Below are 22,099 nucleotides of genomic sequence, written 5' to 3'. Positions count from 1 at the left end.
CAACTCCACCCAGATTACAGATCCACTCCCGGGTGGCATCATTTTCCAGCGTGGACTTAAAATACAAAACCTTTTTCTTTCATGAAGCCGGGCAAGAGCGGTGTATTTGCGTCAAACAGGTCCCTGCCGGACGGAATGCCCGCCTCCATCGTCACGATATGGGCACGACCCTGCCCACCTTCAAGTTTTACGCACACAAGGCGCCCGCCCTCTTTTAATTGTTTCACGAGGTCTGCGGGCACTTCCTCGACCGCACCTTCGATCACAATCACATCAAACGGGCCCTGCTTGGCCACACCGGCGGCATGGGCGCCCTGCACCACCGCCGCATTCATGACCTCAAGCGCCGCCAGCTTCTTCTCCGCCTTGATCACAAGGTCCGCGTCCATTTCCAACGCGACAACCGCGTCTGCAAGGCCTGCGATCACGGCGGTCGAATAGCCGGTCGCACAGCCGATATCGAGCACAAGGTCACGCGGGCCGATCTCCGCTGCGTTCAGAAGCCGCGCAAAGACCATCGGCTCCATCAGGTAACGGCCATCGCCAATCGGCAGGTCTTCATCGACATAGGCCACAGCCCGTTTTGCCTTTGGCACGAACTGCTCACGCGGGATGGCGCGGATGGCGTCGATCACACGTTCGTTATTCATTTCGTTCACACGAAGCTGACAATCGATCATATGGCTGCGGGCAACGGCTGATTCGGTCACGGTCAGAACCTCTATCTCAATAAATCTATATACGGCTTTGCCGCTTTATAAATACGCTGGCGTCCATAGGCAACGCGTTTTCATGCAAAAAATCATGTTTCCGAGAGGCTTTTTGCCACAGCGCCCTGCCTGCCCCTACCCCACTGCGACCAAAGGACGCTTAAACACGACCGACTGATGGCCCGGCTGCCGCGGCACTGTCAGTTAAAATCACCATCATGCGGATCATGCATGGGAAAGCTACTTGGCGGCAGGTCCGCAGGGGTGCTGGGCTCATACACAATACGGTTCCGGCCCAGTTTTTTCGCGGTATAGAGCGCCTTGTCAGCGCGCCTGAGCGCATCATCGACACTCCCGTCGTCGCCGGACACATCCGTCAACCCGATACTGATCGTCAGCGACACCGTCTCCCGGGCAATCACAGAGACCTGATGACTGATCCGGCTTTTCAGCCGCTGCAGAACCTCCATCGCCCCGTCATGATCGGTTGCTGGCAGGATAATGCCAAATTCCTCGCCCCCGAGCCGACCGAGCGTGTCTTCGCGGCGCAAGCTGTGCTCACACACTTCGGCAACATTGGCCAACACCTTGTCCCCTGCCTCATGGCCGAACCGGTCGTTGATTGACTTGAACCGGTCAATGTCAATCATCGCCACCGCCAGCTCGGTGCCGTGTCGCTTCATACGGGCGATTTCACTTTCGGCGGCACTGAGGAAGTAGCGGCGGTTGAAACATTTGGTCAGCGGGTCCACGGCGGCCAGATAGGCCAGTTCCTTGTTCGCGGCTTCAAGCTCGCGCCTGCCGCGCACCAGCTCCAGCTGGGTTTTCACCCGCGCCCGCACAATCTCGCGTTCAAACGGCTTCAGGATATAATCTACCGCCCCCAGCGCAAAACCTGAGGTCTCATCCTCGGTTTCCGTGTGAAGACCGGTGATGATAATGACAGGGATGTGCCGCGTGGCATCGTCGGCTTTGAGGCGTTTGCATACTTCAAAGCCATCAATGTCCGGCAAAACGATATCAAGAAGAATGAGGCTGGGCTGAATGTCCCTGGCAACCCTGAGTGCGTCGGTGCCGCAATCCACCGCCCGCACCTCCGCGAGGTCAGAAATCGTCGATTCAAGGAGTTTCGCCATTACGCGAATATCCTCAACGATTAATACACTATCATCAGACATAGGATTACTCGCGCGTCATACCCAATCACACCCACCGGGAGTATTGCGGCGCAGTCCCGCAAGTGCAACCCTCAATCAGCCCAAAGGCCGCATTTATGTATTTGCCACACAAATTCGATTCCGCCCTTCCCGTTTTGCACGATACAAAGCTTCGTCGGCGCGCTGCAGCGCGTCCTCGATTTTCAGGTCGCGGTGATACACCTCGGCGAGGCCAATGCTGGTCGTCACGCTATAGTCCGGCCGCGTGCCCTGATAGCGCAGTTCGCTCAACCGCTCCCGCAGGCGCTCAAGCACAATCAACGCACCGCCCGCATCGGCGACCGGCAGCAGAATTGCGAACTCCTCCCCACCCAGCCGACCAACGGTATCCTCATGACGTACCGCGTCTTTCATGCAGGCGGCAGCAAGGCGCAGCACCTCGTCACCCGCTGCATGGCCAAAACTATCGTTGACGTTTTTGAAATGATCGAGGTCAAGGATCGCGACACAGACAGCAAAATCATGCCGTTTCATGCGGCTGAGCTCCGCGTCGGCGGAGTTGATAAAATAATTCCGGTTCAGGCAGCCGGTGAGCATGTCCGTGCTGGCCAGACGCTGCAGTTCTATATTGACCGCATTGAGCGCGTGCGCCCGCATCTCAAGCTCAAGCTGCAACTTCACGCGCGCCCGCACCACAGCCGGATGCATCGGCTTGCGGATAAAGTCTGCCGCGCCTGTGGCAAAAGCTGCCGCCTCCGCATCGGCATCGGTCTCTTCTCCGGTGATCAAAAGCACAGGGACATGTTTGGTGCGATTGTCGGCCTTGATGGCCTTGCATACCTTCATGCCATCAATGTCCGGCAGTTTGACATCAAGCAGTACAAGCGTGGGCTTATGCTCCAGCAGCTTCACCAGACCGGCCTTGCCGGTACTCGCCGTGATCACTTCAACAATGTCGCCGATGGTGCGTTCGATCATCTCCAGCACGATAGCGCTGTCATCTATCACCAGCACTTTTTCTTCAAAAGCCACCCACATCTCCCATAACCATCAGCTACGTACCAGCCACGTATCTCAGGAGATGCCCCACCACCATCCTGCCCTCACCGTCCTTATAATAGGCAATGGCGACAGCATACAACAAAAAGTCCCTTGACCACCCCTGAGTGGGGTTCTATACGGTGCGAACACCATGAGAGGCGCGGTGGCGGAGTGGTGACGCAGCGGATTGCAAATCCGTGTACACCGGTTCGATTCCGGTCCGCGCCTCCAACTTTCCCTTGAATTCCTGAGCTTCGCCGGTGTCCGCGTTTAAAAACGCATCATATCCTCATGCGTAAAAGATCCGCTTTACGCGCCGCATGCGGCAGCATAGGCTGCATGCCTGAGAGGACACATCATGCTCAAAACCGCCCCCATCAAAATTGCCGAAATCTATGTCCCCACCGATCGCCGCAAGGAGATCAAACAAAGCGAGATTGACACCATCGTCGCCGAGATGATGGATGGTGCGCAGCGAAAGCCCGTCCGCGTCCGTGAGGGCAAGGGCCGGTATGTGCTGATTGAAGGTGTCAACCGGCTGGAAGCCTGCAAAACCGTGGGGGACGAGACCATCCCCGCCTATATCGTTCAGGCCAGAAAATTCTAGCAGAGCTTCTCAAACCGCTTTAGGCCTGATCCGCCCCGCCGTCGGCGGGCGAGATGTGTAACCCGCCTGTGCCCCTCGCGGTTAAAACTCTTTGGCCCCGCCAGTACGATGTGCCAAGGTTTTGGCCACGATAAAACCATATGATGAAACCATACGATGAAACCATTCGGGGGATAGCGGATGATACGGACACTCAGGCCTTTGCTGGCAGCGGCGACCTTGGCAATAACGGGCCTGTCAGTGGCGGCCCACGACCAGGGCGCGCGCGAGGCTTCGGCCCCATACCAGATGCCGGACGACAAGGAATTGACCGATCTGCATGCCGCTTTCGCCGACACACTTGAAAAAAACAACATCCCCGGCGGCCTGATCGCTGTGTATCAGAACGGCAAAATCCTGCACCTCAAACCCTTTGGGCTTGCCAATGTGGAACTGGATGTCCCGGTATCCGACGACAGTGTTTTTGAGATAGGCTCGATCAGCAAGCAGTTCGCCACCGCGACCGTGATGATGTTGGCCGAAGAAGGCAGGCTGGATGTCGGTGATCCGATCAGCAAATATCTGAACTACCTGCCCAGTGAGTGGACCGCGGTTACCATCAAACAGCTGATGCAACATCAGTCCGGCATTCCCGACTATGAGGAAATCAGAAGTTATGATGTATACCGCTACCGCCTGACGCCGGAGGAAGTGATCAGAATAGGCCATTCCCGGCCGATGGATTTTACCCCCGGCACCGGTTATTATTACAGCAACACAGGCTATTATCTTCTCAGCATGATCATCGAGCGGGTTGAGGGCAAACCGCTGCGGGAGGTCTTCCAGGCCCGGATATTCAAGCCGCTGGGCATGACACAAACCCGCTTTGCCGACCCCGCTGCCATTATCAAGCACCGGGCGGAAGGTTACTGGGAAAACAAGGTTGGTGAGCTGATCAACCGTAACCCGACGGAATATTCGTCAACACTTGCCGCCGGTGGCCTTTTGACATCAGCCGCCGACATGGCCAGGTGGGACGCTGCGCTGAACGGCACCACGCTGCTGTCGGCCAAGGCAAAGGCGGAGATGTGGACATCCGGCACCCTGCCCGATGGCTCTGAAACCGGCTATGGCTACGGTTGGGACGTCACCCCCTATGACGACAACCATAAAACACGGTCCCATACCGGCCAGGTTGGTGGCTTTACCTCGGTTTACATGCGCTTCCCAGAACAGGGCATTTCCACCATGCTGTTTGTCAACCGCTACCGCGCCCGCGGCATTCGTGATGTGAACAATAAATTCGTCAATACTTTCCTGCATATCGAGGAAACAGAAACAAAACCCTGAACAGAAGCAAAATCCTGAATAGAAGCAAAACCGGGGCCGACCAAAACACCGACGTACACTCACGAGATAAACCTTTGGGGCGGCAAGCAGGTGGTACCGGTCTGAACTGGGCAACGACCTGCCCCTGTATGCCAGCGGCATGTCTGACACTGAATTCCGCCCGGCTTTACGGCATCGCAATCGCGGGCAATCCAGTGAAACCGCAGCGCCGCGCGCTTTTTAACGCTACATTTCAGAAAAATGAAATTAGGGCTTGGCAGGCGAAAAATTTTCAGTATAAAGGCACCCATTCGCGGCGCAGACGCCCCGCGGACATCTACCATGATCCCCAGTAGCTCAGTGGTAGAGCAAGCGGCTGTTAACCGCTTGGCCGGTGGTTCGAATCCGCCCTGGGGAGCCAATTTTGAAAGCCCGGACACCTGAGCGTCCGGGCTTTCTTCTTTTCCCGCCCTCACATCTCCTTCCATTTGCCGCACAATTGCCACGGCTCGCCTACATTCTTGTCAGGGAGTTAGAGGGGCGTAGTAAAGAGTTATCAGACAACGCCCCTGCGGAGGGTCACCACATGGCGGCGCATTGACCAGCCAATGGAGATTGGAGCATGGAACATCTCTCAAAGACCCCTTCTTTCGCCAATCACGCCAAGGTCAACGACGCGGGTGAAAGCGCGACGGAAACCACGGCAGATCACTTGTGGGGCAAGCTCAGGGCCGCAAGTCCCGGGCGCATTCATGCGCAGGTAATTGAACTCAAGGTGTGCGGCGGTCTTACCGGCCCGCTCGTTTACGCCATGACCGAAAAGGGCTCAAAAGCCTTTCTCGAAAGCTCGCTTGCGATCCTCGCGGGGTTGCCGCTTCTTGATATCCGCGACATTCTTGAAAAAACGGCTAAAAATAATTTGCGCGTGCTGTTACGCACAGCCGGCATGAAGGATGAGCTGATACGCCCGATGCTGCCCCTGATATGCCGCCTGTATGGCAAAACGGCACCAAGCCAACGCCCGGACCGCGTGTTATATCTGGCGTAACCCTCCTGAAATATCACAATGCAGGCTGCGCTCTTTCTTGCGGTACATCTGCAACACAAGTGCGACTTTAGCGCCACAAATAGCCAACGCCGGGCGGCATTTTCCTTGTTTCTGCCTCAATTTAACGGTAATCCAGCAAAGATTGTTTCAAGTGGCACCCCAGTGCCGAAAAAAATATATACGACCTCACAATCTGTAAGGTGAAAATTATGCGCAAGATTCTACTCCCCATCCTGCTTGGCACGGCGTCAACTGTGGCTATAGCGGATGATCACCTCTATGGCGGCTTCGAAGCTGGCCTCACATCGTCAAGCGACACCGAAATCAACCGTACGGTGACGGGCCTTGATCTGGAAGACGACAAAAAAATGGGCGGCATGCTGGGTCTTTACTTTGGTAAAGCCATGGGCCGCTGGCGCGTTGAAGGCGAAATGGCCGTACGCAAAAACAGCATCGACGGCATCGATGTAGACAATGGTGGCGGCATAGGCCTGCCACTGGGTGAACGGCCCGCAGCAGGCAACCAGAAGTCAACCTCGCTGATGGCCAACGCCTGGTACCAGCTTGCTGGCAACGAAGACTGGAAGCTGTTCGCAGGCCTTGGTCTCGGTGTTGCCAATATCGATGTGAACAATTTCCGCAATGGTCCGAACCGGACCATCATCCACGACAGCGGCTGGACAACTGCCGGTCAGGGCATGGTTCAGCTTATTCGTGAATTTGATGGCGGTATGGAACTGGGTTTGGGTGCACGGCACTTCCGCACGTTTGACAACACCATGAATTCCGAAGACGGCAACGTCGGGTACGCTGTGCGCAACAACGAAGTGTTTGTGCGCCTTGGCTGGAAATTCGGTGGCGACGAGCCGAAGCGCGTTGAACCGACACCGGCGCCAGTTGCACGCCCTACACCAAAACCGGAGCCTGTGGTAACACCACAAGTCAAGGAAGAGCCCAAGCCCGAGCCAAAACCGGCACCCCTGCCCGGCCCGTTCATGGTCTTCTTCGACTTTGACAAATCCGACATCACGCCAGATGCCGCACGCATCATCCGTGAAGCGGCCAAAGCCTTCAAGGACCAGAAAACGGTTCGCCTGATGGCAACGGGCCACACCGATACGGCAGGTACGCAGGAATATAACATGCGCCTCGCCAAACGCCGCGCAGAAGCCGTCAAGGCCGCGCTGATCGCCGAAGGTGTTGATGCTGGTAATATCATGACCGACGCCAAGGGTGAGAGCGACCTGCTCGTCTCCACGGGTGACGGTGTGCGTGAACCGCAAAACCGCCGCAGCGAGATTGTGCTCAAGCGCCGTTAAGCTTGCTGTCTCATACAGCACACAACACAAAGGCCAGTCCCCCGGGGCTGGCCTTTTTCATTGGCTGGATGTTATTGACTGGATATCGGTATCGCGCCCTGGCGAAGGCGGTGGCTCAGCGCAAGGTGGCGGGGCCCAATCGGGGTTGGCCAAGTACCATGGCGGTGTCAGCGCACATGCCGCGTGGCGGGCTGTAGTCGATCGGCATAAGGTCCAGACCGTCAAGCGGGTCGGCAAGTTCGATCAGGAAAACGGCGGATAGCGCCGCTTCTTCGCAGAAATTCTTTACCTTGATGCTTTCAAAGGAAACCCGGTTGGCAAGGCTGGTTGTGTAACCATCCATGCTAATGTGGCTGAGGCGTGCCAGATATTGCTCCACCGGCACGCGGCTGGCCTGGATCGATTTTTTGTGAACCAGAACAAAAGCGTTATATAGCCCGGGGAAACCATTGCCCCGGTTGCGGCACTGAAGGGCCGCCACACGCAACTGCATGTCAAGAAACCGCATCTGATCAGCCCGCAGTTCCTCAACCGACACACACGCCGCTGAAGCCGCCGAACTCATCACGGCCGCCAGTACACTTCCACCAATAAATTTTTGCCAGGTTTCTTTGATCATGTCCCCACTTTTCCGCTATACTTCCGGGCTGCGGCAAAGGCAGATACGCAATGCCATTTACGCCGCACACTTTCCGCACAGTTTCCGCGCAGTTTTCGCACACTTTCCAGCACATCCCGCACACATCTGGCGCAGTTTCGGGCCGATTTAGAGCACTTTAGCAGGGGAATATAAAAAAAAAGTGAACGCTGAAAACAGTCCAAGCGCCCAGCCCGCCGTTAACCTTTCATGCCTGATCCTTCAGGGCAATCCACGCCAGCAGGCTTTATCTCCCCTCTATAAATGCCTTCACATCACGGGCAACCGCCTCAAGCGACGGTTTGTGCAGGTACATCATATGCCCCGCTTCATAGTATGTCATCGTCACCCGGCTCATGTCGATCCCGTGACGCCAGAAGGTATATTCGGCATCAAAAAACGGGGTCGCAAAATCATAATAGCCCGATGCAACCAAAACCCGAAGGCCCGCATTAAAGCGCATGCTTTCGGCCAGATCCGGTGCCGTATTCACATAGGAAGGCTCATAATAGCCCTCGGGATCGCGCGCCCAGACCCACTCACGCCCCACCTCGGGGCCGGAGATATAATAAGGCCGATCAAGGTCCACGCCAAGGTCGTTTCTCAGATAATTATGCAAAGCAGCCGAATAGGCACCCGAGATGGCGGCGTCCGCCGCGTCGGCACGCGGGCTGTCGGCGGTATCGTCGATCTCGTCAAGCAGGTAACGGCTGTCAAGGCGGCCAACCGCCAAGCCTTCGTCGCGCATCAGTTCCTTGACAAACCGACCGCCAAGCACACGCAGCTTGGCACGTTTCACGTAAGCCACATCAAGGCCAAGGTAGCCTGCCAGTTTGGTTGCAACGCTGTCAAACTCAGCTTTACCAAGGGCTGATCCCTTGAACAGCGCCGGCAGATATTCATTCATTGCGAAGGCCCGTACTTCCTTGAGGTGCTCTTCAAGGCTGCCCGTCTTTTCCACCTTGCCGTGATACCAGGCTGTCGCCGCTTCGGTCGGCAGATAGGTGACAAATGCGACCAGATTATTCGGGAACGGCGAACTGCCTGTATAGTCAAGCGCTTGAGAAATAAGGATAAGCCCGTTCACGCGCAGGGGTTCCGGCCCATCCTCCAGATAGGGGAGTATGGCGGCGGCTCGCGTTGTGCCGAAGCTTTCCCCCATGATATAGATCGGCGTGTTCCAGCGGTTGTTGACGCGGACCCACTCCCGGATAATCTGCGCGACGGTACGGGCATCTTCAGCGAGGCCGTAAACATCCTCAGGCTTGCCCTTGCCCGCCAGACGGCTGTAGCCGGTGCCAATGGGGTCAATCATCACCACGTCGCTGGTGCCGATCAGCGAATATTCGTTGTCAACAAGCGTGTAAGGGGCCAGTCCGGCGTTTTGGGCGTCGCTTGGCACCACCACACGTTTTGGGCCTACAAGCCCCATATGCAGCCACACCGACGAAGATCCCGGCCCGCCATTAAACACAAAGGTGACGGGGCGCCCATCCCGTTTGTCCGACAGATAGGCCGTGGTGACCGCGTCGGCATAAACCTCGCCCGCTTCATTCTTGAGCAACAGGTTGGAAACAACGGCTTTATAGTCCACCCTGGCACCCGCAAAGATACCTTTATGGCTGGTCTCGATCCGCATCGGCGCCGGGATCGGCAGGTCCGCGCCATCGGCCTCTTCATCCGCCCTCAACATGCCTGATCCTGCACCGGCAAGCATCATGACCGTTGCCAGCTTCCACACCGCGAATATACGCACCCCATATCCCCTTCAATTTAGTTGCCTGCGCGATACCCTAGCGCAGTTTTGCCAGACAGCAAGGCATTCAATACAAAATGCCGGCCGGGGGCTGAACACCAAAAACTTCAGTTATTACAGACAATAACGATATACTGGCCGGGACGGCTTCACCATAAAGCTGCAATTCATCCTTGCCTTGAGCCCAGAATAGCTTAACCCTAGGCGCAAAATAAGGAAGGCTGTCTGGGGAGAGAACACGCCATGGTATCCACTTGGTTTAAAATCACTTTATGGAAACGCATCATGGCGATGCTGGTGCTGGGCATTATCTTTGGTGCCATAGCAGGTGAAAACGCGCTCGCCATCAGTTGGATCGGCGATATTTTCCTGCGGTTGATCCGCATGATTGTCGTGCCGCTGGTTTTCATCACGCTCGTTTCTGGTGTGATCGCGATGGGCGATCCAAAACGCCTTGGTTCGCTTGGGATAAAGACGCTCTCGCTTTATATTGGCACCACCTTGATCGCCATCACCATCGGCCTCACGCTTGCCGCTATTATCCAGCCAGGCATTGGTGTTGATCTTGCGGGTGCGGAAGCCAAGGGCCTTGCCGAAGCCCAGTCGCTTAAGGACCGCCTGCTGACCATCATCCCGCTGAACCCGATTGGCGCGCTGGTTGAAGGTAATATGCTGGCAATCATATTTTTTGCCCTGCTCCTTGGCACCGGTGTGCTGCTGACCCAGGAAAAAGGCAGACCCGTCGCGGACCTTTTCGACTCCGGCTCGGAAATCATGCTTAAAATCACCCATCTGGTGATGGAAGTTGCCCCGTTTGGCGTATTTGCGTTGATTTCGGGCATGGTTGGCCAAGGCGGCGTGGGGCTTCTGCTGGACGTGCTGCCGCTTGTCATTACCTTTCTGTCTGCCTGCCTGATCCATGTGGTTGTCACCCATGGCGGCATCATCAAATTTCTGCTGAAACTACCGGCTGGCCGTTTCTTTCGCGATATCACCAGCGCACAGCTTGTGGCGTTCTCTACCTCATCAAGCTCGGGCACCCTACCCGTCACCATGACCGTGGCTGAGGAAAACCTCGGGGTTAAAAAGTCTGTCGCCAGTTCCGTACTGCCACTTGGCGCCACCATCAACATGGATGGCTCAGCGATTTATGTGGGCATTCTGGCGGTATTCGCAGCGCAGGCGCTTGGTGTCGATATGGGCGTTGCCGAATACCTGCTGGTGGCGCTGTCTGCCACACTGGTGTCAATCGGCACTGCGGCTGTGCCGTCCGCATCCCTGTTCCTGCTGGCCACGGTCATGAGCGTGCTGGGGATTGATGACGCGCAAACCTTCATTATTGTGGGTTTTGTATTCCCGTTTGACCGTCCCCTCGACATGATCCGGACAGTGGTCAACGTAACCGGCGACCTGGCTGTTGGCACGGCGGTTGCCAAATGGGAAGGCGAACTGGACGAAGAAACCTTCTGCGCCAAGCCCGTCGACTAGGGGCTGCGCCCTGTATGGGCAGTTTTTTTCTTATCATCTTGACTGCCGGGTGCTATAGGGCCCCCGGCAGTTTTGATTTATAAGAGTGAAATGATGAATAAGCAGAAAAAAGCAGTGGTGCTTCTCTCTGGCGGGCTCGACAGCGCCACGGTTGTCGCCATCGCGCGCGACCAGGGTTTTGACGTACACGCGATCTCGTTCCGCTATGGCCAGCGCCACAGCGTTGAGCTTGAGGCCGCCGACCGCGTTGTCGAGCACCTTGGCGTGACAGAACATAAAACGGCAGTACTGGACCTGCGTCTCTTTGGCGGCAGTGCACTGACCGCCGACATCGACGTCCCCAAGGACCGTTCCGATGATGACATGAACCATGACATCCCCGTGACCTATGTGCCGGCCCGTAATACGATTTTCTTGTCCTTTGCACTGGCTTACGCTGAGGTGATCGGCGCTAAAGACATCTTCATCGGCGTGAACGCGCTGGATTATTCCGGCTATCCGGACTGCCGACCAGACTATATCGCGGCCTATGAGACGATGGCGAACCTCGCCACCAAGGCCGGCGTGACAGAGGACGAAAAAATCCGCATTCAGACGCCACTTATTGATATGACAAAAGCTGAAATCGTCAGTGCGGGTACAAAACTGGGCGTGGATTACGCCATGACAATCAGCTGTTACGATCCTGACCCTCAGGGCCGCGCTTGTGGTCACTGCGACAGCTGCCAGTTGCGCGCCAAGGGCTTCAAGGAAGCCGGGCTGACCGATCCAACCCGGTATCAGGACTAGATATGGTCTATACGGTCAAAGAGATGTTCTACACTCTGCAAGGCGAAGGCGCGAATGCCGGTCGTCCGGCTGTGTTCTGCCGTTTTTCCGGCTGCAACCTCTGGACCGGACGTGAGCAAGACCGCGCCAACGCCATCTGCCAGTTCTGCGATACCGATTTTGTCGGGACTGACGGTGACGGCGGCGGCAAATTCAAGACGGCGGACGACCTTGCCGAGGCTATTAAAGCCCTGTGGCCTGCTGGTGCAGGCGGCATCCCGTTTATCGTCTGCACCGGCGGGGAACCCCTTTTGCAATTGGATGACGCGGCGATTGCGGCGCTTCATGACGCCGGTTTCGAGATCGCGGTTGAAAGCAATGGCACAGTCGAACCGCCAGAGGGTATCGACTGGCTTTGTATCAGCCCTAAAATCGGCTCGGACATGATTGTGCAGAAGGGCGAAGAACTGAAACTGGTTTACCCGCAAACGGGTGGTGACCCGGCGCAGTTCGAAGCGCTGGACTTCAAACATTTTTACCTGCAGCCGATGGACAGCCCCATGCAGGCAGAGAACACTGCGGCAGCGGTGGCGTATGTCAAAGCCCACCCAAAGTGGCACCTGAGCGTACAGACCCACAAATTTGTCGGCATACCCTAAAGCCTGGCTTTGATCGCCTGATAAAGCCGCGGGCCGAGCTCCGGCCCCTGCAGGGGATACAGGAAGGGCTCAACAAGCTCCATTTCCATCAGAACAAGGCCGCCATCGTCCGCACGCACCATGTCAACCCGTGCGTAAAGCGGCATCTCGTCACACGCGGCCAGCACCTCGCCAGCCTTGGCAATATCATGCGCTGATGGCTCCAGGGGGGTCTCCCTACCACCATAGCATGACTGGATTCGGTAATCCCCCGCTGCGGCAGTTTTCAGCAGCGCGTGGCAGAACTCACCGCCAATGAAGATAAAGCTGATTTCCCCTTCCGCGAGGATCGAGGCCATAAAGGGCTGGATCATCATGGCATGCGGCATGTCGGGTACCGGCTCGCCGCGGTTGAGCTTGTGCTGCCCTTCGGCTGCGGCACCCACCTGCCGCTTGGCAATGAGCGTGTCCACGCCAAATGCCTCGAACGCCTCGTCAACCGCGCCTGGGGTAACCTTGTCCAGCCAGATGGTCGGAATAAGGCGTACGCCTTTTTTGCCAAGGTCACGCAGATAGCGCTTGTCGGTATTCCATTTGATAAGCGCGCGTGAATTGAAAACCGGTATATGCGTCTCAATACGTTCAAGCGTGCTCAGAAAAGCCGGCAGGTTATCCTGATAATCCCAGGTGGTGCCAATAAGGGCTGCGTCAAACCCCACCCAGTCAACGTCCGCATCATCCCATGCGACATCTGTCACCTTGCCGCCATGCGCCTCAACGGCTGGACGCAGGCAATCCATCATCTGGTCATGCTCAAAGGCATCGACACGGCGGTTGGTTGATCCGGGCAAAGTCGCCCGGCAGGCAAGATAGGCAAGATGCATGGGATATGACCTCTTAACCGCGGCCGCGGTAAGTTGGCACCGCCTGTTCGGGAACCCACACACCCTCCGGCACAGCGCCGGTCTGGAAAAATACATCGATTGGAATACCGCCGCGCGGGTACCAGTATCCCCCGAACCTGAGCCATTTTGGCGTCATCTCTGCCACGAGGCGCTCGGCGATACCGACCGTACAGTCCTCATGAAAGGCGGCATGATTGCGGAAAGATTGCAGAAACAGCTTCAGGCTTTTGCTTTCCACCAACGTTTCACCAGGCACATAATCCAGCATAAGATGAGCAAAATCAGGTTGCCCGGTCACAGGGCAAAGCGAAGTGAACTCCGGGCAGGTGAACCGAACCAGATAATCCACCTTGGGGCGCGGGTTGGGCACATATTCAAGCACGGCTTCTTCCGGCGTCTGGGGGGCATCCACCTTCGAGCCAAGCTGCCCAAGACCCTGATATATTTCCTTGCTCATGTCACAAATCCCGCATGTATTTCCTGTTGCCCTGCCTATGCGACGACAGGGCCATTTTGTCAAAGTATTTTGGCAAAAAGCGCAGAAAACCGCCGCAGATCATACCCCTGAACCTCGTTAACCTTTGTAAGATAATTACCAAAGCCTTAACAGTTTTGTATTTTTAGTTCAGCATTTATTAATACGCCTCGTGTAGGGTGTAGTTAACGGACCAAGAAGTGGTCTGGTCGACTCAGGCAAGCACAGAGATTTGAGAAACAGTGGTCGACAAGTAGGAGAAGAACAATGGCACATGTCCGCAAAGCCCGCTTCGCCCCCGGCACGGTTATTCGCCACCGCCGGTTCGGTTATCGCGGCCTCATCTTTGATGTGGATGCAGTGTATAGCCAGTCTCCTGAATGGTATGACATCATGGCTAGCTCGCATCCCCCCAAAGATCGCCCCTGGTACCACGTCCTTGTGGACGGTGAGACCCACACAACCTATGTCGCGGAAGATAATCTCGAGGTTTGTTCGGAGACGAAATCATTTGACCACCCGCTCCTATCCCGCCTCTTCACCGCGCAAGATGGTGGCGACTTCGCGAGCCGTCATATTGTGAACTGATCACAGAAATCGCGTTTTGAGCCTTGAGGCCCAGTAAGCATGACCCCAGAGTTCCGGGGCCGAGTAGGTAAAGGTGTCTGCCCCCAGCAGGCGCCTTTATCATGCTTTAGTTCTAAAACCATGCATTCCGCGCCATACAGCCATGAGATAAATGCAGGCCTGCCATGCCATATGACCCGTTGTATGCTGCTGCAAGACGCAATAGGGTTACGCCTTTCTGACAGAAACAGGAAACCAGTATGACATCACCCCTCGTTTCAACGGAATGGCTGGCGTCGCGCCTTGGCGACCCTGGGCAGACATCAACCAGTGGCTCTATCATTCCGGTAGATGCGTCCTGGCACATGCCTGACAGCCAAAGGAACGCCGAGAAAGAATATAATGAGGCCCACATTCCGGGGGCTGTTTTCTTCGACATTGATGAAAACTCTCACAAAGCCTCATCCCTGCCCCACACCCTGCCGCGCGTTGACCAGTTTGAGAAATCAGTCCGCAAGCTGGGAATCTCCAACGACGATATTCTCGTCATTTATGATGACAGTGACGTCCGTTCTGCGGCCCGGGTCTGGTGGCATTTTCGCGTGATGGGCCACCGCGAGGTTTATGTACTTGATGGCGGCCTCAGGAAATGGCACGCCGAAGGCAGGCCCCTGACATCCGCGCCAACGTCAAGCGAGCCAACAATGTATCAGGCCAGGTTTATGCCGGCACTGATGCGCACAACCGATGATATCCTGATGACGCTTAAGTCACGCAAGGAGCAGGTTGTTGATGCCCGCGCCTGCGCCCGGTTTGAAGGCACAGTGGCGGAGCCACGTAAAGGGTTGCGGTCAGGCCATATTCCCCATGCCCGCAACATACCGTTTGCCGCCCTGTTCGCGGATGACAATACCCTGCTTCCCACGGAAGAGCTTCGCACCAAAATCGAAGCTGCGGGTGTTGATATGTCCAAACCCGTGATTACCTCATGTGGGTCGGGCATTACCGCCTGTGTCCTTAAACTTGCGTTTGCAAGCCTTGGCAAACAGGATGTAGCGATCTATGACGGTTCATGGAGTGAATGGGGCAGTGACATCGGCCTGCCCATCGAGACTGGCCCCGCGGAGAGCATATGACAGACACAAAAAAGACAGACACCCGACTGATCACAAGCGGTCGCCGCAAGGAGTGGAGCCACGGTGTGGTGAACCCTCCGGTTTACCGGGCTTCCACCTGTCTTTTTGAAACCTATGCCGAACTTCGTGAACGCTGCGCAGACCCAAGTGCGAAACAGCTGTTTTATGGCCGCAAGGGCACGCCAACCCAATGGGCACTGGAAGAAGCGATCACCGAGCTTGAAGTCGGGGCGGGGACCATGCTGTACCCGAGTGGTGTCGCTGCGATCACAGGTGCCATCCTGTCGCTCGTGCGTACCGGGGATCACATCCTGATCACCGACAGTGCTTATGAGCCGACCCGCACGTTTGCCAATGGGCTGTTACGCCAGATGGGTGTGGAGGCGGAATATTATGACCCGCTGATCGGCGATGAGATCAAAACCCTCTTTCGCGACAATACCCGGCTGGTAATGGCCGAAAGCCCCGGTTCCCTGACGTTCGAGGTGCAGGATCTCCCCGCCATTATCGAGACGGCGAAAGAGAACAATATTTTCGTCGTGGTTGATAATACGTGGGCAACCCCATTGCTGTTGAAGCCTCTGGATATGGGGGCGGATATTTCCATTCATGCAGTCACCAAATATATCGGCGGTCATTCCGACATCATGCTCGGCAGTGCCACAGCGAATGAACGTACATTCAGGTCCCTGCAGCGCACCGCATACCAGCTTGGACAGACCTGTTCACCGGATGACGCCTTCCTTGCCTCGCGCGGCATTCGTACACTTGGGGTGCGCCTAAAAGTGCATGAGGAAAATGCACTCAAGATCGCAGCGTGGCTGAAAGGAAGACCGGAGGTGGCGAAAGTCCTGCATCCGGCATTTGAAGATTGCCCCGGCCACGAGCTGTGGGAACGCGACTTCGCCGGTTCCAGCGGGCTGTTTTCCATTATCCTCAAGGGCGGAGATTATCCAGATACCGCCGCCCTCGTGGATGAGATGACGCTATTCAAGATGGGCTTTAGCTGGGGTGGCTATGAAAGCCTGATCCTGCCAAGTGACCCGCGCGACAGTCGCAGTGTGACCAAATGGGAAGCAGAAGGCCCTGTTGTTCGCCTCCACATCGGGCTTGAAGACACCGACGACCTGATTTCCGAGCTTGAAGCCGGCCTTGAGCGCTACGCGGCGCATATCAACAAACAGGCTGCCGGATGATCAGCAACTTTGAGATTGAGGCGCTTTTGCTCAGTTTCAAAGTTGCGATATGGGCAACTGTCGTCAGCCTGCCGCTAGCGATTGTCATCGGCCACACCATGGCCCGACGCGACTTCTACGGGAAATCACTGGTCGAGGTACTGGTGCATGCGCCCCTTGTGGTGCCGCCCGTTGTCGTCGGCTACCTGCTTCTTGTCCTGCTGGCACCCAATTCGGTGTTGGGTGGCTGGCTTGCGTCCACTGGCCTGAGCCCGGCCTTCAAATGGCAAGGCGCCGCACTTGCAAGCGGATTGATGGCGCTCCCGTTGATGATCCGCGCGATCAGACAGGCATTTGAAGCGGAACCCAAGGCTTACCGCGAAGTCGCAGCAACACTTGGCGCCACGGCCCGCCAGCGTTTCTGGCGGATCAGCCTGCCGCTTGCGGTGCCTGGTATCCTTTCTGGCGTTGCTCTTGGTTTTGCGCGCGCCATCGGCGAGTTCGGCGCCACGATTACTTTTGCCGCCAACATCCCCGGCCTTACCCAAACACTGCCGTTGGCGCTTTATAGCGCCGCGCAGTCACCGGGCGGCGAAGCGGCGGCGGCGCGCCTTGCGCTTCTCTGCCTCGTCCCCGCCTTTGCCAGCCTGATGATATCAGAATGGCTGACACGCCGCGCAAGACGCAAACGGGGCCTGTCATGAAAAGCCACGTGGATATTACCTGGAGGCTTGGCAAGTACGACGGCGAGGCTCGTTTTACCCTCCCCCCCGGTGTCACCGCACTCATCGGCCCATCGGGGGCTGGCAAAACCACCCTCGCCCGTCTGATAGCCGGACTTGAGAGACCGAATGGTGGCACCGTCACGCTCAACGGGAAAACCCTGTTCGCCGCAGACAGGCGCATAAACCTCAAACCTGAGGCGCGCGAGGTAGCGCTGGTGCCGCAGGACAGCACCCTTTTCCCGCATCTCACACTTTATCAAAACATCACCTTCATGGGCCGTATCTCGGAAGCCGACCTGATGATGTTTTGCGAACGGGCTGGCATCCGCCAGCTTCTGGATGCCCGTCCCCATACGCTCTCCGGCGGGGAAGCGAGGCGGGCGGCAATTATACGCGCGGTGGCGTGCAACCCTGCCTTACTGATACTTGACGAACCCCTGAATGGGCTGGACCCCCTTCGCCGCAAGGAGATGATGGCACTGATCCGCGAGTTGAACCGGAAAGCTAGCCTGCCCATTCTGATGATCACTCACCAGACCGACGAAATGCTGCACACCGCCGACAGCGCTATTTTGATGCAGGATATGCGGGCGACAATCACCGGACCACTGGAAGAAGTGTTTTCCAGGCCCGAAACAGCATCGTTGCTGCACCTTGATGACGCCGGCCAATTGCTTTCGGCAAAAGTTTCGGAACGTAAGAGTGGCATGATCTCATGCACACTCGGACCGCAGAGATTATGGCTTCCTGACGATGGAGAAACGGTGGGTAGCCTGCTGAGGCTGCGTATACTCGCCCACGATGTCGCCATTGCGCTGGAGCACACCAAAGGCCTTAGCATCGTCAACCAGATAGAATGCCGCCTCGTTCATGCCGCGCCCGCGCGGGGTGGCTTCGACCTGATGCTTGTGCCTGAGGGGACCGACCTGCAGCTTTCAAGCCGTATAACAGCGCATTCGCTCAACGCTCTTTCCCTGAAGGAGGGCATGACCGTGTATGCGCTTATCAAGGCGGTTGCCGTAAAGGAGCTTATTTCCGAAGCGAGTACGGGCTAAAATCGCAAGCGGTAACTGATCTGAATAATGCTTTGTTCCTGGTCTGCTGCATAGCCGATGGTTTTCCTGGCCGGTCGCCAGCTATCAAGCTGCAGATACTCGAGGATCAACTGATCATGCTTGCGAAATTCCCGTGATAGCGCCACGGTCCACGCGTGGCCCCATTCATTATTGTTGTCTTCCTCCACGAAGGTATTGTCATCGGTCGCAAACCAGTCGTACCGCACGCTGACGCGGTTCCGTTCAAACTTCTGGCTCAAAAGCACAAAGACAGCCTCAAAATCAACATCTACCGGGTACATGCCCCTGTAACGTTGACGCCCCATTTTGGTGCTCCCGGTCATATACTGGCTGATAAGCTTCATGCCCCGCAATGGCTCAGCTTCGGCGTAAAAATTCCAGAACCGTGTATCCCAGCCATATTGCTTGCGCTTCAGTTCCTCTGGGTCGCCGCGGTTATCATAGTAAAACACACCGGCTTTCAAGCGCTTGGCGTAATCCCAATCAAGCGACGCATAATAGCCAGGCCGCCCGTCTATTTCGTTGACCGGATGCACCCACAACGGTTGCTTGTTGAGAAAGTCACTATCCGCGCCAATGGAAGGCAGGTTTGCGAGCGGCAGTTGACTGAACGCCCCGACCTTATAGTCGTTGAGCGCCCACCCCCGAAACGCCAGCAACGTGCCCGCGGGGTCGTTAAAACCGAAAAGGGCAGCGGTGAGAGACAGGCTGTGCGCTCCGGATCGGTATTTTGCCTTGCCCTCAAGTGCAAGCGCCCGTATCTCCTCGCCAACCCAGCTATTGATAGCGGATGGCGTTATTGTGTAGGGGCTGGTCCAGGCCATGCCCACATTCTCGCGTGAGATGTGCGGGAACATCAGACCCAAACGGCCTTCATAACTGATCGCCGACCGCGGGGCGGGCTTGTACTCCAGATAAGCTTCAACCAGGTCAAGCGGTTTGCCCTGCTCATGGTCAAACTTAGCATGCACAAAGCCGGAGAGATCCCAGCTTATCTCTGCCTTGGCGAGGATTGAGGCCTCAGCCAGACGCAACCCCTCAACGTCGTTGCCAGCCCAGTGCGTGCCACCATAACGCCCCTTACCCAGCCAGTCCTTGAACCAACTGGGCTCGCCATCCGCCAGCGTAACACGCGCGTCCGCCAAAAAATCGAAGCGTATTGATGGGAATGGGTCATCTGCGCCCGCACCCCCGCTCATCAGCAGGGGCCACAATGCCAGTGCGGTCACATTAGACCGTTTCATACCCACCCTCCTTGAGAAACTTCTCAAGTTCCGACGCCGGGATAGGGCGTGAAATATGGTAACCTTGCAGTGTATCGCAACCAAAGTCCTTGAGCCGCCGGACCGACTCTTCGTCTTCGACACCCTCTGCCGTCACCTTGAGACCAAGGTTGTGCCCAAGCTCAATGGTTGACCGCACCAGGATGTTGTCTTCCTCGCTTTTGGCAAGGTTCATCACAAATGACTTGTCGATCTTGATTTCGCTCACGGGCAGGCGTTTGATATAGCTTAACGATGAGTAGCCGGTGCCATAATCGTCGATCGACAAGGTCAGCCCCATCGCGGCCAACATATTCAACACTTCAAGCGCCCGTTCCATATCGTGCATCACAGCACTCTCGGTCACCTCCAGCTTGAGGCTGCCCGCGGGAACGTCGAATTCCTTGAGCAACACCAATATTTGCCCCGGCAATCCAGGGTTCATAAGGTCGCTGGTTGACAGGTTGACCGCCACACCAAGGCCCAAGCCCTTGGAACGCCAGTCTGCCACTTGCATGATCGCTGCGCGCAGGCCCCATTCCGTCAAGTGCCTGATGTCACCTGTGCGTTCCGCATGCGGAATAAAGTCGTCGGGCGGCACAAAGCCCCGCGTGGGGCTGATCCACCGCACCAGAGCTTCTGCCGTCATAATCTTGCCCGTCGCAACATCAAGCTTTGGCTGATAGGCAAAACGCACCTCGCCGTTCTTCAGGCCAACTCTCAGTTCACTCATCATCGACAGGCGCCGGGTTTGCGACTTGTCACTGTCGGGATCATACCAGGCATAACCCTTTTGCACTGTGCGCCCCTTATCAAGAGCCGCATTGGCATGCCTGAGCAACAGCGCCGTGTCTTCACCGTCACCCGGGTATTTCACCAAGCCAAGCTTCGCCCGCGCGTCAATGATGATCCCCGCCACATCAAACGGCGTCAGGAAAGAGTTCATGACAAGCGACGCAACTGTCTCAGCTTCGCTTGCATCTTCCAGGATGAAGGCAAAGCTTTCGGTAGACAGCCGCGCAATGCCGGTATCGGCAACCTGTTGCAGCCGTTCCCCGACGCAGACCATCAAATCGTTCACATTGCTATGGTTCAGCACGCTTCTCAGCTCCGGAACCTGCTGAACTTCGGCAACAATCACGACAAAGGATTCGCTCTTGCCAATGGTTTCATCAAGCATCTCCTCGAACATCAGGCGATTTGGAAAGCCAGTCTCATTATCGTGAAAGGCCTGAAAGCGGATCTTGCTCTCCCGTTCCTGCACCGCGCTGACCATCTGATTGAAACTCATGGTCAAGTCAGCGACTTCGTCACCTTCGATCGGGGCATCAACTTCCTGGTATTCTCCCGCGATAATGCGCTGCGCAGCGTCTGCAAGGCGACGCAGCGGGCGGGTTACACCACGCGAAACAATAACGCTGCCGCTAATCAGCAGCAGCAAACCGCCAATGAGGATACCAACCATGGCGACAACCAGTGGGTCAAACGGCTCCAGCGCGACATCAATGGAGTAGTAGAGCAACGCACTGATTTCCGCTTCGCTGCCGACGGCGTGAAGCGGCAGCCGCCAAAACAGATGGTCCTGACCGTTGAACTGTGCGCTGAAGACTGGATCAACAGGAGGGTTATCAGCCAGAAACGCTTCGAGGGCCGCCCTTTCAGACGTCGCCCCAGCGAGAGAATACTCCCCCCTGTCATTCTGATAAACAAAGGCGATTTCAAGATCGATCGGTGACAGCCCCTTGATTTCAAGTGCAGTAACTTCATCAAGCTCCATCCCGAACGCGATCCACGCTGTGGGTATGGGGGCAAGTACGGGGACAACAACAAGTTCATATACTCTGCCCCCGATCTCGACCATACGGGACGCGGAGCCGTTCTCCTCCGCCTCCATTTTCATGGCATCAGGAATGGGGGCTGCAGTGAGAGTAGTGCCCTCAGCGCCGACACTGGCAAGCAACTCGTCATCCAGATCAACAATGTAGGCGAGGTCTGCACCAAGCCTTGCGCGATGGTTGCGCAGCGCCGATGTGACAGTGGCCTGATCGTCAGGGTTGTTGATGGCGTCCCGGAAGCCGTAGTCGCGCGACAACAAGAGTGCGCTCCCTGATAGCTTCTCAACCCTGTCATCAAGAATACGTTCAAAGGTACGGGCCGACGCCCCGAGTTGATTTTGAATCTGGTCTCGCACATTTTGGGTGACAGACCGATAGAAAAACAGCGCGATCACCCCCATCACCACAAGGAAAAGTGCCAGATAGACAATGGTCAGTTTGGTTTGAAACTTAAATTTGGGCATGC

The 22,099-nt window shown here is 56.4% G+C and carries 21 protein-coding genes and 2 tRNA genes; 14 read left to right on the top strand and 9 right to left on the bottom strand.

The window, feature by feature from the left end:
• Positions 1-56: 56 nt before the first annotated feature.
• The 3 genes from OEU85_RS10105 to OEU85_RS10095 all read right to left on the bottom strand — a co-directional run bounded on the left by OEU85_RS10105 (position 57) and on the right by OEU85_RS10095 (position 2,899).
• Positions 57-710, bottom strand: a complete 654-nt coding sequence (locus tag OEU85_RS10105; RefSeq protein ID WP_262691350.1) for a protein-L-isoaspartate O-methyltransferase family protein — start codon at positions 708-710, stop codon at positions 57-59.
• Positions 711-910: 200 nt separating this feature from the next.
• Positions 911-1,888, bottom strand: coding sequence for a diguanylate cyclase (locus OEU85_RS10100; protein WP_262691349.1), 978 nt, complete (start codon positions 1,886-1,888; stop codon positions 911-913).
• Positions 1,889-1,981: 93 nt separating this feature from the next.
• Positions 1,982-2,899 carry a GGDEF domain-containing response regulator gene (locus tag OEU85_RS10095; protein WP_262691348.1) on the bottom strand — a complete coding sequence of 306 codons (918 nt, stop codon included), beginning with the start codon at positions 2,897-2,899 and terminating at the stop codon, positions 1,982-1,984.
• A gap of 166 nt (positions 2,900-3,065) precedes the next feature.
• On the opposite strand from OEU85_RS10095, the gene OEU85_RS10090 reads away from it, so the two are divergent.
• From OEU85_RS10090 to OEU85_RS10065, 6 genes are all read left to right on the top strand, one after another.
• Positions 3,066-3,139, top strand: a tRNA-Cys gene (locus OEU85_RS10090).
• A 127-nt stretch (positions 3,140-3,266) separates the two neighbouring features.
• Positions 3,267-3,515, top strand: a complete 249-nt coding sequence (locus OEU85_RS10085; RefSeq protein ID WP_262691347.1) for a ParB N-terminal domain-containing protein — start codon at positions 3,267-3,269, stop codon at positions 3,513-3,515.
• Positions 3,516-3,695: 180 nt separating this feature from the next.
• Positions 3,696-4,844 carry a serine hydrolase domain-containing protein gene (locus OEU85_RS10080; protein WP_262691346.1) on the top strand — a complete coding sequence of 383 codons (1,149 nt, stop codon included), beginning with the start codon at positions 3,696-3,698 and terminating at the stop codon, positions 4,842-4,844.
• A gap of 325 nt (positions 4,845-5,169) precedes the next feature.
• Positions 5,170-5,244, top strand: a tRNA-Asn gene (locus tag OEU85_RS10075).
• Positions 5,245-5,445: 201 nt separating this feature from the next.
• Positions 5,446-5,871: a DUF2336 domain-containing protein gene (locus OEU85_RS10070; protein ID WP_262691345.1), complete on the top strand. Its 426-nt coding sequence runs from the start codon at positions 5,446-5,448 to the stop codon at positions 5,869-5,871.
• A gap of 209 nt (positions 5,872-6,080) precedes the next feature.
• Complete coding sequence (locus tag OEU85_RS10065; protein WP_262691344.1) at positions 6,081-7,190, top strand: OmpA family protein; 1,110 nt, start codon at positions 6,081-6,083, stop codon at positions 7,188-7,190.
• 115 nt (positions 7,191-7,305) lie between these two features.
• Here the strand turns inward: OEU85_RS10065 and OEU85_RS10060 are convergent, their stop codons facing one another.
• Entirely contained in the window at positions 7,306-7,809 is a 504-nt protein-coding gene (locus OEU85_RS10060; protein WP_262691343.1) for a hypothetical protein, read from the bottom strand.
• A gap of 265 nt (positions 7,810-8,074) precedes the next feature.
• Complete coding sequence (locus OEU85_RS10055) at positions 8,075-9,583, bottom strand: S10 family peptidase (protein WP_262691342.1); 1,509 nt, start codon at positions 9,581-9,583, stop codon at positions 8,075-8,077.
• A gap of 243 nt (positions 9,584-9,826) precedes the next feature.
• On the opposite strand from OEU85_RS10055, the gene OEU85_RS10050 reads away from it, so the two are divergent.
• From OEU85_RS10050 to queE, 3 genes are all read left to right on the top strand, one after another.
• Positions 9,827-11,071, top strand: a complete 1,245-nt coding sequence (locus tag OEU85_RS10050; protein ID WP_262691341.1) for a dicarboxylate/amino acid:cation symporter — start codon at positions 9,827-9,829, stop codon at positions 11,069-11,071.
• Positions 11,072-11,161: 90 nt separating this feature from the next.
• Positions 11,162-11,860, top strand: coding sequence for a 7-cyano-7-deazaguanine synthase QueC (queC, locus tag OEU85_RS10045; protein WP_262691340.1), 699 nt, complete (start codon positions 11,162-11,164; stop codon positions 11,858-11,860).
• A 2-nt stretch (positions 11,861-11,862) separates the two neighbouring features.
• A complete protein-coding gene (gene queE / locus OEU85_RS10040) occupies positions 11,863-12,498 on the top strand; it encodes a 7-carboxy-7-deazaguanine synthase (protein ID WP_262691339.1) in 636 nt (211 codons plus the stop codon).
• Here queE and OEU85_RS10035 read toward each other — a convergent pair.
• Together OEU85_RS10035 and queF are read right to left on the bottom strand one after the other, a co-directional pair.
• Entirely contained in the window at positions 12,495-13,361 is an 867-nt protein-coding gene (locus OEU85_RS10035; RefSeq protein ID WP_262691338.1) for an ATP-grasp domain-containing protein, read from the bottom strand. The genes queE and OEU85_RS10035 overlap by 4 nt on opposite strands.
• Before the next feature lie 13 nt (positions 13,362-13,374).
• Complete coding sequence (gene queF, locus OEU85_RS10030) at positions 13,375-13,839, bottom strand: preQ(1) synthase (RefSeq protein ID WP_262691337.1); 465 nt, start codon at positions 13,837-13,839, stop codon at positions 13,375-13,377.
• Between the two features lie 285 nt (positions 13,840-14,124).
• Between queF and hspQ the strand changes: the two genes are divergently transcribed.
• The 5 genes from hspQ to OEU85_RS10005 all read left to right on the top strand — a co-directional run bounded on the left by hspQ (position 14,125) and on the right by OEU85_RS10005 (position 18,515).
• Entirely contained in the window at positions 14,125-14,445 is a 321-nt protein-coding gene (hspQ, locus tag OEU85_RS10025) for a heat shock protein HspQ (protein WP_262691336.1), read from the top strand.
• 239 nt (positions 14,446-14,684) lie between these two features.
• Positions 14,685-15,560: a 3-mercaptopyruvate sulfurtransferase gene (gene sseA, locus OEU85_RS10020; protein ID WP_262691335.1), complete on the top strand. Its 876-nt coding sequence runs from the start codon at positions 14,685-14,687 to the stop codon at positions 15,558-15,560.
• Entirely contained in the window at positions 15,557-16,756 is a 1,200-nt protein-coding gene (gene metC, locus OEU85_RS10015; RefSeq protein WP_262691334.1) for a cystathionine beta-lyase, read from the top strand. The genes sseA and metC overlap by 4 nt, the downstream gene beginning before the upstream one ends.
• Entirely contained in the window at positions 16,753-17,439 is a 687-nt protein-coding gene (gene modB, locus OEU85_RS10010; RefSeq protein ID WP_262691333.1) for a molybdate ABC transporter permease subunit, read from the top strand. The genes metC and modB overlap by 4 nt, the downstream gene beginning before the upstream one ends.
• The gene (locus OEU85_RS10005; protein ID WP_262691332.1) at positions 17,397-18,515 is read left to right on the top strand and encodes a molybdenum ABC transporter ATP-binding protein; all 1,119 of its coding nucleotides are present in this window, start codon (positions 17,397-17,399) and stop codon (positions 18,513-18,515) included. Before modB ends, OEU85_RS10005 begins: the two co-directional genes overlap by 43 nt.
• On the opposite strand, the gene OEU85_RS10000 is transcribed toward OEU85_RS10005, so the two are convergent.
• Together OEU85_RS10000 and OEU85_RS09995 are read right to left on the bottom strand one after the other, a co-directional pair.
• The gene (locus OEU85_RS10000) at positions 18,512-19,780 is read right to left on the bottom strand and encodes a hypothetical protein (protein WP_262691331.1); all 1,269 of its coding nucleotides are present in this window, start codon (positions 19,778-19,780) and stop codon (positions 18,512-18,514) included. The genes OEU85_RS10005 and OEU85_RS10000 overlap by 4 nt on opposite strands.
• Entirely contained in the window at positions 19,767-22,097 is a 2,331-nt protein-coding gene (locus OEU85_RS09995) for a putative bifunctional diguanylate cyclase/phosphodiesterase (protein WP_262691330.1), read from the bottom strand. The genes OEU85_RS10000 and OEU85_RS09995 overlap by 14 nt, the downstream gene beginning before the upstream one ends.
• Between the last annotated feature and the right edge of the window lie 2 nt (positions 22,098-22,099).

Origin of the sequence: Kordiimonas aestuarii (genome assembly GCF_025574465.1) — a bacterium.
Taxonomy (GTDB): domain Bacteria; phylum Pseudomonadota; class Alphaproteobacteria; order Sphingomonadales; family Kordiimonadaceae; genus Kordiimonas; species Kordiimonas aestuarii.
Note: the sequence above shows the minus strand (reverse complement) of the source record. Positions and strands in the feature narration are given on the sequence as shown.